Origin of the sequence: Microbispora sp. NBC_01389 (genome assembly GCF_045040095.1) — a bacterium.
Lineage (GTDB): Bacteria > Actinomycetota > Actinomycetes > Streptosporangiales > Streptosporangiaceae > Microbispora.
Genome location: NZ_CP109552.1, coordinates 495,370 through 506,621, shown reverse-complemented (window position 1 = coordinate 506,621; position 11,252 = coordinate 495,370). Strand labels below are relative to the sequence as shown.

The window sequence follows — 11,252 nt, the reverse complement described above, 5'->3', positions numbered from 1 at the left end:
GGCGGCAAAGGCATGCGCAGTCCACGGAAAGCGCGGCAGAGGTGTTGCTTCCGGAGATATCCAGCGGAGGGTGTTTTAGGGTTAACTGATCGGAGTTGACCTTGAGCCTGAGGAGAGCGAGGCGTGCGTAACGCCGGAGCGTCCGGCGACCCGCCCACGGATCCCGCGGATCCGTCCGGGGCGGCGTCCGCCCCGCCGCGCGTACACCCGGTGCGCCGGGTCGCGTCCCTGCCTCGGGGGGTGTCGGCGCTGCCCAAGGGGGTGTCGGCCGACCTCTTCGCCGAACCGCCCGCCCCGGCGGCGCCCGCGGCCCGGCCGTCCGGCGGGGGTGCAGTTCCCCCGTCGGCGCCGCCGATCGAGCCGTGGCCGGTGCCGGACCGCGCCGTACGGGATGAGCCGGTCGTCGTCGCGGCACCGGACCTCGACCTGCTCGACCCGCCGAAGAAGGGCGGCATCCTCGGCCGCACGCTGATCGGCCTGGTGGCGCTGCTCGTGGTGCTCTATCTCGTGCCTGCCTTCACCATGGCCGGGAAGGTCCTGCCCGGCACCAGCGTGCTCGGTGTGGACATCGGCGGCCAGGGCCGGACCGAGGCCGCCGCCACCCTGAACGAACGGTTGTACGCCCAGACCAGGACACCGGTGATCGTGCGGCAGGGTACGCGGCGGCTGACCGTGAACCCTCGGGACGCCGGTATGTCGCTCGACGTCGAGGAGACGGTCCGCCGGGCGGCGACCGGCTTCCCGAGCCCGTGGGCGGTGTGGGCCGCGCTCACCGGCAGCCGTGAGGTGGAGCCCGTGGTGTCGGTCGACCGGCGCCGCCTCGACGACCTCGTCGGGGACATCGCCGCCCGGCTGGACAACCCGGCCCGCGAGGGCGGCGTCTCGTTCGACGGAGTCACCCCGGTCCCGGTCTATCCCCGGGTGGGCCGCGTCGTCGACCGGAAGATCACGGCCGACCAGATCGTGAAGGGGTACCTCGACCCCGAGATCGTCGTGGTGGCGCCCACGCTGCGGGACCTGCCGCACATCACCCGCGCCGAGGTGTACCGGGCCCTGCGCTGGGCGAGCCGGGCGGTGGCCGCGCCGCTCACGCTGACCAGCGGGACCCGCTCCGTCTCCCTGCCGCCGGCCGTGGTGGCGCGGCACCTGACGTTCACGCCGGACGGCGCGGTCCTGCGTCCCCGCTTCGACGCCGTCGCGGCGGTCACCCCCGTCGCGCCGAGGCTGCTCGACCCCGGGCGGGCGTCCCGCGACGCCTCCTTCACGATCAGGGGCGGACGGCCGGCGCTGGTCGGCGCGAGGCCGGGGGAGCGGGTGGACACCGACCGCCTCGCGGCCGACGTGGTGACCGCTCTCGGCACCGGCGATCGTACGGTGGCCGTGCGGGTCGTGGACGGGCCGCCGCGGAGCGGCGACGACGACGTGCTCAGCATGGGGATCAAGGAGGAGGTCGGCCGTTTCGCGACCTCCTTCGCCTGCTGCCCGGAGCGCGCCGGAAACATCCGGGCCGCGGCCGCGCTCCTGGACGGCCACCTGGTCCGCCCGGGGGAGGCCTTCTCCTTCAACGAGGCGCTCGGGCGGCGCGACGCGGACGCGGGGTTCGACGGCATCGTCCCCACGCTGATCGACGGAAAGGCAGGCACGGACGCGCCGGGGATGTCCCAGGTCGCGACCACCCTGCTGAACGCCGTGATCCGGGCCGGGCTGCGGGTCGCCGAGCACACCCCGCCCGAGGTCCACGCCCCGCAGTTGCCGGTCGGCACCGAGGCCGCGGTGTCCTTCCCCGACCCGGACCTGCGGTGGAAGAACGACTCGCCGTACGGCGTGTTCGTCCAGGCGTCGGCCACCGGAACATCGCTGGCCATCGCGTTGTGGAGCACCCGGCGGTACGAAGTGGACCTGCGGGGACCGGTCTCCGGCGCCCGGGTCACGCTGCCGCCGATGACCGGGCACGGGGCCGGCTGCGTCGAGGCGCCGGGGCACCCCGGGTTCACCGCCACCGTGACCCGTGTGCTGCGGCAGGGCGGCGAGGTCGTCTCCCGGCAGACCTTCCGGACCTCCTACCGGGCTCAGGCCAAGGTCGTCTGCCGGGCCGCCCAGGCGCGCGGCGGCGACCGCGGAAAAGGCCAGGGCCAGGGCCAGGGCCAGGGCCAGGGCCAGGGCCAGGGCCAGGGCCAGGGCCAGGGCCAGGGACAAGGGCAGGGATCAGGTCAGGGACAAGGGCAGGGGTCAGGACAAGGTCAGGGGCAGGGATCAGGTCAGGGACAAGGGCAGGGGTCAGGACAGGGTCAGGGATCAGGACAGGGTCAGGGGCAGGGATCAGGACGGGGGCACAGCGGCGGGAACCAGCAGAATGCGATCGTCGCCGTTCCGGGGAGAACCCCGTCCGTCGCGGTTGCTGGTGCTCACCCACAGGGTGCCGTCGGGCGCGGCGGCCACCGCGCGCAGCCGGCCGTACTCGCCGTCGTAAAGCGCGGTGGGCCGCCCGGCGCGTCCTGACCCGTCCACCGGGACCCGCCACAGCCGCTCGCCGCGCAGGGCCGCGGCCCACAGCGCGCCCCGCGCGTACGCGAGACCGGACGGCGACGCCTGGTCGGTCGACCAGGTCAGCAGGGGATCGGCGTATTCGGGACGGCCGCCCACGCCCTCGACCTCCGGCCAGCCGTAGTCGCGGCCCTTCTCGACGAGGTTGATCTCGTCGTAGGTGTTCTGGCCGAACTCGGTGGCGTACATGTGGCCGCGCTCGTCCCAGGCGAGCCCCTGCACGTTGCGGTGGCCGTACGACCAGACCAGCGTCCCGAAGGGGTTGCCCGGAGCGGGCCGGCCGTCGGCGGTCATGCGCAGGATCTTGCCGCCCAGCACGTTCCGGTCCTGGGCCATGCCGCGCTCGCCGGTCTCCCCGGTCGAGGCGTAGAGGTAGCCGTCGGGCCCGAAGGCGAGGCGGCCCCCGTTGTGGACGGCCCCCTTCGGGATGCCGGTGACGATCACCCGGCGCTCGGAGAGCCGCCCGTCGTAGCGGTAGCGGACGATCCGGTTGTCGCCGCCGGAGGTCAGGTAGACGAAGACATGGCGGTCGGTCGCGTAGCGGGGCGAGACGGCCACGCCCAGCAGGCCGCCCTCGCCGCCCGCCGACACCCCCTCGATCACGCCCGCCTCCCGGACCCGGCCCCCCGGCGTGATCCGCAACAGCCGCGCCGACTCGCGTTCGGTCACCAGCGCGTCGCCGCCGGGCAGGAACGCGATCGCCCAGGGGACCGAGAGCCCGCGGACCAGCGTGCGCGGCCGGGCCGGGGCGACGGCGGTCGCGGCGCCGTCCGGAGCGGTCTCCGTGCCCGCGCCCGTGCCGCCCGAGTCACCGGTGGCGCTCGCGGCGGGCAGCGGCGGGGGAGTCCTGCCCGCCTCTCCACCCTGCCCGCACCCCGCGACCACCGGCAGGGCGACCGCCAGCAGCGCCGCCGACAGTCTCGCCGCCGCCAGTGCCGGTGACAGTCTCGCCGCCGGCGGCGCCGGTGACGGGGCCGTGCCCGCGCCGTGCCTGTCCGTCATCACCGTGACCTCCTCGTCCATCCCTACTCGCGGGCCGTCGCGATGGTTCCCTAGGTTGTTGGGTGTGAACATCTGGGTCGCCACACAGGACATCGCCGACGATCTGTCCACCCTGCCGGACGGGCTGCCCGTCCTCGACCGGAAGGTCTACGACGGGACGGGCCCGCTGCCGGGACCACCCGAGGAGGTGGAGATCTGGGTGCCGCCGCTGGTCCCGGTGCCGGGCATCCCCGGCCTGCTGGGCCGCATGGGCAACCTCCGGCTGCTGCAGACCGTGACCGCGGGAGTCGAGCCGTACCTGCCGCACCTCCCGGCGAAGGCGGTGCTGTGCAACGCGCGCGGAGTCCACGACGCGGGTACGGCGGAGTGGGCGGTGGGCGCGATGATCGCGATGCGGCGGGACTTCCCCGGCTTCGTGGCCGCGCAGGCGCGCGGGGAATGGACCTACCACCACACCGGGGTCCTCGCCGACTCCACCGTGCTGATCGTCGGGTACGGCTCGATCGGCGAGGCGCTGGAACGGCGCCTCGCCGGGTTCGAGGTGGAGATCGTCCGGGTGGCGCGGACGGCCCGGGGGAACGTCCACGGCCAGGACGAGCTTCCCGCGCTGCTCCCGCACGCCGACGTGGTCGTGCTGCTCGTGCCCGCCACCACGAGCACGACCGGCCTGGTGGACGCGGAGTTCCTCGCCCGGATGAAGGACGGCGCGCTGCTGGTGAACGCGGCGCGCGGATCGGTGGTGGACGGCGACGCGCTGCTGGCGGAACTGCGGGCGGGCAGGCTGCGGGCGGCCCTCGACGTGACGCCGGTCGAGCCGCTGCCCTCCGGTCACCCTCTGTGGACCGCGCCGGGGGTCTTCATCACGCCGCATGTGGCCGGCAGCACACCCGCCTCCGTCCGGCGTACGCGCGCACTGGTGCGCGAGCAGATCATCCGTCATCTGACGGGCCGGCCTCTCGCTAACATGATCACCGGGCATTACTGACCGCTCCGTTAAGGATTCCGGAACGTGGCTGCGCCGTGACCTGGGGTGCGTAGGGTGAGGCTCATCGTGCACGGCTTGGTTATCAGATCGGTGACGACTCGTCGGTTGTCCTCCTCTCGATCAGCGGCTGTGCGCACACTGGCCATGTGACAGGGAGAGTAAAGCCGAGTCGAGGACGGGAGGGGAAGTGACGGCACACCCCACCGGAACCGGCGACGCCGACACGACTCCGGACCCCGCCGAAACCCCGGAAGGCGCCTCCGCCACGGGCGAGGCGGCGACAGGTGCAGAGGCGACGCACGTGAACGTCAGGCGCGACCCCAGGGTCCCCCTCACCACCGCCGCCGGGCTCGGCGCGGTGGCGATCGTCGTGGCTCTGATCACCGGGGGCTCGGCCCCGGTGGTGACCGCGGTCGCGGGAGTCGTCACCGGTCTCCTCGCGGCGGCGTCGCTGATCATGGCCGCCTCCCGTGTGACTCCCGGTCACCGGCGCCAGCCCGCCGCCTGGCGGTGGATGACCGCCGGCTCGCTCACCTGGCTCCTCGGCGTGGGCGTCCGCCCGGTGGCCGACGGCACGCCCTTCGTGCTCACCTTCGCCGACCTGCTCATCCTCGCCGGATCGGTGCTGCTCGCGATCGGCTGCGGCCTGTCGGTGAAACCCCCGGCGTACACGCGGGGGGTGATCCGCCAGGCCGCCGACGCCTATCTCGGCGCGGCCTCGGTGTTCGCCGTGGCCTGGGTCGCCGTGCTCGGCCCGGCGTTCCGCCGTACGGAGGACACCGGCGCGTTCTTCGCCGCGCTCGCGCTCCCCGTGATCTGCCTGCTCGCGACCTGCGCGGTGACGCCCGCGGTGGCCGCCTCCCGGTCGGGCAACCGGGTGGTCGGGCTCACCGGCGTCGGGGTGCTCGCCGCGATAACCGTCGCGGAGCTCGCGACCGCGCTCGCCCGGCTCGGCGGCGACCATCCGCCCCTCGTCGCCGGACTCCTCGTGCCCGCCCTGCTGCTCGTCCTCGCCGTCACGCCGTGGGTGGAGCAGGACCGGCCGGCGAGGCCCCTGACCGCGGCGCTGACCGCCGCCACCCCGCTGGTGCTGGTCGCCGTCGCGACGCTGGTCGCCACCCTGCACGCGATCAGGGGCAACCGCGACGCCGCCGCCCTCGCGATCGTCGCCGCCACGGTCGTGCTCGTCCTGCTCGGCCGCCTGTTCGTGCTGCTGGTCGAGACCGCCGGCATGCGCCGCCTCGTCGACGTGGGGGAGCAGCAACTGCGGCGGCTCGCCGAGAACACCGGCGACGTGGTGCTCGTCTGCGACCCCGAGGGGGTCGTCCAGGAGGCGGGCCCCGGCCTGGAGGCGACGTACGGCTACCGCCCGGAGGACCTCGCCTTCCGGCCGGTCTTCGACTATGTCCACCCCGAGGATCTCCCGGCCGTGCAGGCGCTGATCAGCCGCATGACGGACGAGGACGACGGGCCGGAGCAGGAGGGCGGCACCCGTGTCTCCTGCCGCTTCCGGGCCGCCGACGGGACCTGGCGGCCGACCGAGACGGTCGCCGCCCGGCACGTACGCGACGACGACCTCGTCCTGGTCACGATCCGCGACCTCAGCGACCAGGTCGCGCTGCGCAACCAGGTCACCCATCTGACCTTCCACGACGGGGTCACCGGGCTGCCCAACCGGGCCTACTTCGAGGAGCGGGCCCGCGACGTGCTCACGCGCCGCGGCGCGGCCGGCACCGCGGTGATCTTCCTGGACCTCGACGGCTTCACCGCCGTCAACGACTCCGTCGGGCACGCCAGCGGCGACCACCTGCTCGGTCAGGCCGCCCGCCGCATGCGGTCGGCCGTACGGGCCGACGACACGCTGGCCCGGTGGGGCGGGGACGAGTTCGCGGTCCTCCTGGAGGGGGGCGCGTCGGGCGGCATGTCCGGTGGCGCTTCCGGGAGCGCCTCCGGCGGCGCCGACGCGCAGACCGCCATCGACCTGGCCGAGCGGCTCGTCCGCGCGGTCTCCAACGAGCCCTTCCGGGTGGCCGACCGGGACATCGCGGTGACGGCCAGCGTCGGCGTCGCCTTCGCCGAGGAGGGCCTGCCGTCCGGTGACCTGCTGCGCAACGCCGACGTGGCGATGTCGCGGGCCAAGGAACTCGGCGGGCGCCGGGTGGAGGTCTTCGCCACCCACATGCACGCCGACGTCCTGCGCCGCCTGGAGATCGCCTCGGACCTGCAGCGGGCGCTGCTGGAGGACCAGTTCGCGATCGAGTACCAGCCGGTCGTCGACCTCGCCACGTCGCGGGTGACCGCCGTCGAGGCGCTGGTCCGCTGGTGGCGGGGCGGCACCTTCGTGCCGCCGGAGCAGTTCCTCGGCCCGGCCGAGGACACCGGGATCATCGTGCCGCTGGGCGAGTGGATACTGCGCGAGGCGTGCCGGGAGGTGGCGGCCTGGCGCGCGTCGTCCTGGGACATCGGGCTGGCGCTGAACCTGTCCGCACGGCAGATCATGGCCCCGCGTTTCGTGGAGACCGTGTCGGAGGCGCTGAGCGACAGCGGGCTGCCGGCCAGCGCGCTCACCCTCGAGGTCATCGAGGAGATGCTGGTCGAGGACGCCGGCGAGATGATCGGCAGGCTGTCGGAGCTGAGGACCCTCGGCGTACGGCTGGCCATCGACGACTTCGGCACCGGTTACGCGTCGCTCGCGTTCCTGCGCCAGCTTCCGGTCGACATGATCAAGATCGATCCGTCGTTCGTCTCCGGGCTGGGGCGCGACGACACGCTGACCCTGCTGACGAGGACGATCGTGCAGCTTGGCAATGATCTCGGCCTGATCGTCGTCGCCGAGGGCATCGAACGTCCCGAGCAGCTCGACCTGCTCCGTAAAATGGGCTGCACGCGTGGGCAGGGCTACCTGGTCGCCCGCCCGATGACCGCCCGCGGAGTCGACGACCTCATGCCGGGCACCACCCTCCAGAACACCGCCTGACGCCCATCTCGATTGGTGAGATGGGCGTCCCAGATGATTTGACGTGAGGGCGGTCATCGGACATCGTTGTAGCCATGCATCGCGGTGGGATCCTCGTAGTACTTCGCAGGCGCGCAGCCTGACGAAGCCCTCAGTCCTGCGCGCGCCCCAGCTCCGCCCAGCGGAACGGGGCATTTTTTATGCCGGTAGAAGACCAGCCACCAGCACAGCCACCAACAAGCTCAGCCACAAGGAACGAGCCGATGACCGAAAAGATGACAGGTGCACAGGCCCTGGTGCGGGCGCTGGAGCACGTCGGGGTCGACACGGTGTTCGGGATCCCGGGCGGCGCCATCCTCCCCGCCTATGATCCCCTCTACGATTCGACCAAGGTCAGGCACGTGCTCGTACGGCACGAGCAGGGCGCCGGCCACGCGGCCGAGGGCTACGCGCAGGCGACCGGCAGGGTCGGGGTGTGCATGGCCACCAGCGGGCCGGGGGCGACCAACCTCGTCACCGCCATCGCGGACGCCTACATGGACTCGGTGCCGATCGTGGCGATCACCGGGCAGGTCGCGACCCCGCTCATCGGGACCGACGCCTTCCAGGAAGCGGACATCTCCGGCATCACCATGCCGATCACCAAGCACAACTTCCTGGTCACCGACGCCGAGGACATCCCGCGGACGATCGCCGAGGCGTTCCACATCGCCGCGACCGGCCGCCCCGGGCCGGTCCTGGTGGACATCGCCAAGGACGCCCTGACGGCGACGACCGCGTTCTCCTGGCCGCCGGTCATGCAACTGCCCGGCTACCGCCCGGTGACCCGGCCCCACTCCAAGCAGATCCGCGAGGCCGCCCGGCTGATCACCGAGGCGAAGCGGCCGGTGCTCTACGTCGGCGGCGGGGTGCACAAGGCACGGGCCTCGGCCGAGCTGCTGGAGCTGGCCGAGCTGACCGGCATCCCGGTGGTCACCACGCTCATGGCGCGCGGCACCTTCCCCGACAGCCACCCCCAGCACATGGGCATGCCCGGCATGCACGGCAGCGTCTCGGCGGTCGGCGCCCTCCAGCGCTCGGACCTGCTGGTCGCGCTCGGCACGCGGTTCGACGACCGCGTCACCGGCCAGCTCGTCAGCTTCGCCCCGCACGCCAAGGTCATCCACGCCGACATCGACCCGGCGGAGATCTCCAAGAACCGCCACGCCGACGTGCCGATCGTGGGCGACTGCCGCGAGGTGATCGGCGACCTGATCAACGCGGTCCGCACCGAGCAGGCCGACGGGCGCAAGGGCGACTACGCCGACTGGTGGCGGCTCCTCAACGGCTACAAGGAGACCTACCCGCTGGGCTACGAGGAGTTCGCCGACGGCTCGCTGGCCCCGCAGTACGTCATCGAGCGGCTGAGCACGCTCGTCGGGCCGGACGCGATCTACACGGCGGGCGTGGGCCAGCACCAGATGTGGGCCGCGCAGTTCGTCAGGTACGAGAACCCCGGCACGTTCATCAACTCCGGCGGCGCCGGCACGATGGGCTTCGCGGTCCCGGCCGCGATGGGCGCCAAGATGGGGTGCCCGGACAAGGACGTCTGGGTGATCGACGGCGACGGCTGCTTCCAGATGACCAACCAGGAACTGGCCACCTGCGCCATCGAGGGCGTGCCGATCAAGGTCGCCGTCATCAACAACGGCAACCTCGGCATGGTCCGCCAGTGGCAGACGCTGTTCTACGACGAGCGGTACTCCAACACCGACCTGCAGCAGGTCAAGCGGATTCCGGACTTCGTGAAGCTCGCCGAGGCGTACGGTTGTGTCGGCCTGCGGTGCGAGCGTCCCGAGGACGTGGACGCGACGATCGCGAAGGCGATGGAGATCAACGACGTGCCGGTCGTGATCGACTTCGTCGTCCACAAGGACGCCATGGTCTGGCCGATGGTCGCCGCCGGCACCAGCAACGACGAGATCAAGTACGCCCGCGACATGGCGCCGAAGTGGGAGGGCGGAGAATGAGCGCGATCCCGTCCCGAGCCCGGCCCGCAGCACGAGGAGATGGCATGAGCGAGCGCAGCGAGCGAATCAGTGAACACAGCGTCTGGCGCATGCCACTCCGAGCCGAAGGCGAGGAGGTGGCATGAGTCGTCACACGCTGTCCGTCCTGACGGAGAACAAGCCGGGTGTGCTGGCCCGGGTCGCCGCGCTGTTCAGCCGCCGCGGCTTCAACATCGACTCGCTGGCGGTCGGGCCGACCGAGCACGACGACATCTCGCGGATGACCATCGTCGTGAACGTCGAGGAACTCCCGCTGGAGCAGGTCACCAAACAGCTCAACAAGCTGGTCAACGTCATCAAGATCGTCGAGCTCGACAACAGCCAGTCGGTGCAGCGCGAGCTGATGTTGATCAAGGTGAGGACCGACTCCGAGAGCCGGTCCCACGTTCTCGAACTCGTGAACCTCTTCCGGGCGCGCTGCGTGGACGTGGCCCCGGACGCGGTCACGATCGAGGTCACCGGGACGACCGACAAGCTGGACGCGTTCGTCCGGGTCCTTGAGCCGTACGGCATCAAGGAGCTCGTGCAGTCGGGCATGGTGGCCATCGGCCGCGGCGCCCGTTCCATCACCGACCGCTCGCTCCGCGCGATCGACCGCAGCGCATAGCGCCGCGGTGGGACCGTACGGCGCGAGGGAAACTGTTCGAAAGGCAAGCATGTGACTGAGATCTACTACGACGACGACGCCGACCTGTCGATCATCCAGGGCCGCCACGTCGCGGTGCTGGGTTACGGCAGCCAGGGCCACGCGCACGCGCTGAGCCTGCGCGACTCGGGCGTCGACGTCCGGGTCGGTCTGCCCGAGGGTTCCAAGAGCCGGGAGAAGGCCGAGGCCGACGGGCTGCGCGTGCTGTCGCCGGGCGAGGCCGTCGAAGAGGCCGACCTCACGATGATCCTCGCGCCGGACCACATCCAGCGGCACCTGTACGCCGAGCACGTCGCGCCGAACCTCGTCGAGGGCGACGCGCTGTTCTTCGGCCACGGCCTCAACATCCGCTACGGCCTCATCGAGGCTCCGTCGGGCGTCGACGTCGCGATGGTGGCGCCGAAGGGTCCCGGTCACCTCGTCCGCCGTCAGTACGCCGCCGGCCGGGGCGTGCCCTGTCTGGTCGCCGTCGAGCGTGATGCCACCGGCAGCGCGTGGCCGCTCGTGCTGTCGTACGCCAAGGGCATCGGCGGCACCCGGGCCGGCGCGCTCAAGACGACCTTCACCGAGGAGACCGAGACCGACCTGTTCGGCGAGCAGGCCGTGCTGTGCGGCGGCGTCTCCGAGCTGATCAAGGCCGGGTTCGAGACGCTGATCGAGGCCGGCTACCAGCCGGAGGTCGCCTACTTCGAGTGCCTGCACGAGATGAAGCTGATCGTGGACCTGATGTACGAGGGCGGCGTCTCCAAGATGTACTGGTCGGTGTCCGACACCGCGGAGTACGGCGGCTACAGCCGTGGCCCGCGCGTGGTGAACGAGGAGACCAAGAAGGAGATGCGCCGCATCCTGGACGAGGTCCAGGACGGCCGCTTCGCCCGCGAGCTGGTCGAGGAGTTCGACGGCGGACAGACCAACTTCAAGCGCTACCGCGAGGAGCTGGCCGTCCACCCCATCGAGGAGACCGGCGCCAAGCTCCGCCCGATGATGAGCTGGCTCAAGGGCGAGCAGGCCTGATCCTTCGCACCGGGGAGCGTCCGGCGCGACCCGAGGCCCGTGTGACCGCGGCGCCGC

General features: G+C 72.1%; 6 protein-coding genes and 1 pseudogene. 6 read left to right on the top strand and 1 reads right to left on the bottom strand.

Going from position 1 to position 11,252, the window contains the following annotated elements:
- Window positions 1-522: 522 nt before the first annotated feature.
- Window positions 523-1,863, top strand: a pseudogene (locus OG344_RS02405) (VanW family protein); the annotation flags it as partial.
- A 456-nt stretch (window positions 1,864-2,319) separates the two neighbouring features.
- On the opposite strand, the gene OG344_RS02400 reads toward OG344_RS02405, so the two are convergent.
- Window positions 2,320-3,546, bottom strand: a complete 1,227-nt coding sequence (locus OG344_RS02400; RefSeq protein ID WP_405086776.1) for a PQQ-dependent sugar dehydrogenase — start codon at window positions 3,544-3,546, stop codon at window positions 2,320-2,322.
- 64 nt (window positions 3,547-3,610) lie between these two features.
- Between OG344_RS02400 and OG344_RS02395 the strand changes: the two genes are divergently transcribed.
- The 5 genes from OG344_RS02395 to ilvC all read left to right on the top strand — a co-directional run bounded on the left by OG344_RS02395 (window position 3,611) and on the right by ilvC (window position 11,195).
- Entirely contained in the window at window positions 3,611-4,531 is a 921-nt protein-coding gene (locus tag OG344_RS02395) for a 2-hydroxyacid dehydrogenase (protein ID WP_327047607.1), read from the top strand.
- Between the two features lie 187 nt (window positions 4,532-4,718).
- Complete coding sequence (locus OG344_RS02390; RefSeq protein ID WP_405086775.1) at window positions 4,719-7,508, top strand: putative bifunctional diguanylate cyclase/phosphodiesterase; 2,790 nt, start codon at window positions 4,719-4,721, stop codon at window positions 7,506-7,508.
- Window positions 7,509-7,687: 179 nt separating this feature from the next.
- The gene (locus OG344_RS02385; RefSeq protein WP_405086774.1) at window positions 7,688-9,496 is read left to right on the top strand and encodes an acetolactate synthase large subunit; all 1,809 of its coding nucleotides are present in this window, start codon (window positions 7,688-7,690) and stop codon (window positions 9,494-9,496) included.
- 121 nt (window positions 9,497-9,617) lie between these two features.
- A complete protein-coding gene (gene ilvN / locus OG344_RS02380; RefSeq protein WP_111698790.1) occupies window positions 9,618-10,142 on the top strand; it encodes an acetolactate synthase small subunit in 525 nt (174 codons plus the stop codon).
- A gap of 60 nt (window positions 10,143-10,202) precedes the next feature.
- The gene (gene ilvC / locus OG344_RS02375) at window positions 10,203-11,195 is read left to right on the top strand and encodes a ketol-acid reductoisomerase (RefSeq protein ID WP_327049436.1); all 993 of its coding nucleotides are present in this window, start codon (window positions 10,203-10,205) and stop codon (window positions 11,193-11,195) included.
- The last annotated feature ends 57 nt before the right edge of the window (window positions 11,196-11,252 follow it).

Coding starts and splice junctions, on each gene's coding strand:
- ilvN (WP_111698790.1), top strand. CDS start 9,618: ATGAGTCGTCACACGCTGTCCGTCCTGACGGAGAACAAGCCGGGTGTG.
- OG344_RS02400 (WP_405086776.1), bottom strand. CDS start 3,546: ATGACGGACAGGCACGGCGCGGGCACGGCCCCGTCACCGGCGCCGCCG.
- OG344_RS02385 (WP_405086774.1), top strand. CDS start 7,688: ATGCCGGTAGAAGACCAGCCACCAGCACAGCCACCAACAAGCTCAGCC.